Origin of the sequence: Rhodoplanes sp. SY1 (assembly GCF_046000175.1) — a bacterium.
Taxonomy (GTDB): domain Bacteria; phylum Pseudomonadota; class Alphaproteobacteria; order Rhizobiales; family Xanthobacteraceae; genus Rhodoplanes.
Genome location: NZ_JBEOMB010000382.1, coordinates 1 through 916, shown reverse-complemented (window position 1 = coordinate 916; position 916 = coordinate 1). Strand labels below are relative to the sequence as shown.

Annotated in this window: 1 pseudogene; it reads left to right on the top strand. The window is 66.2% G+C overall.

What is annotated here, in order from left to right:
- Window positions 1-326: 326 nt before the first annotated feature.
- Window positions 327-916 (top strand): annotated as a pseudogene (locus ABTU92_RS29825) (hypothetical protein); the annotation flags it as partial.

Sequence of the window (916 nt, the reverse complement as noted above, 5' to 3'; positions counted from 1 at the left end):
TCTGCTGATCACGTCCCGGGCCGTCCGATCTCCTCCGACGGCCGACCGTGGATGATCTCCGGCTTCCGCGCCGGTGTCGAGCCCGGCGTCCGGACCGCCGGGCCAATGTATGCAAAGCCTGCAGATCTCACCATCGATTGACATAGGTCGTCGCACGATCGATTGCGCCCGCGAACCGACCTGCTTAGGCTCCCCTCCAACAAACAAGCGACCAAACAAGACTAGGGAGGACGTGAATGATCAAATATTATAACACCACTGTGTCCGCGATCTGTCTGCTCGCGGTGCCGCTCGGGCTCGCGTGCGGTGCAGCGAACGCCGGCCAGATGCAGAAGCTCGGCGACCCGCCGGAGGCGATGAACATGCGCCTCGTCGGCCACAGCGACCTGCAGGCCCGCAGCGCCTACCAGCCGACCATCGCCAAGCAGGGCGATCGTTACATCGCGTATGTGGGCCATCACGGCGGCACCGACGCGGTGCCGAAGCCCGTCAACCCGACGACCGGCCAGCCGGAGTTCAACGGCACCTCGATCGTCGACGTGACCGACCCGAAGAACCCGAAATACCTCAAGCATCTACCTGGCCTGGAGGGGCTCTACGAGGGCGGCGGTGGCCAGATGACCCGCGTCTGCGCGGGCGCGTCGCTGCCCAAGGGCGACCGCGACACGGTCTATCTGCTGCGCGTGTTCGGCGGCCAGGCGCACGAGATCTGGAACGTGACCAAGCCGGAGGAGCCGAAGCTGATCACACGGCTCGACGGGCTGCGCGACACCCACAAGAGCTTCTGGGAGTGCGACACCGGCATCGCCTATCTGGTCTCCGGCGCGCCCGGCTGGCGCACCCGCCGCATGACCCAGGTCTACGACCTTTCCGACCCGACGACCCCGAAGAAGATCCGCGACTTCGGCCTGCCCGG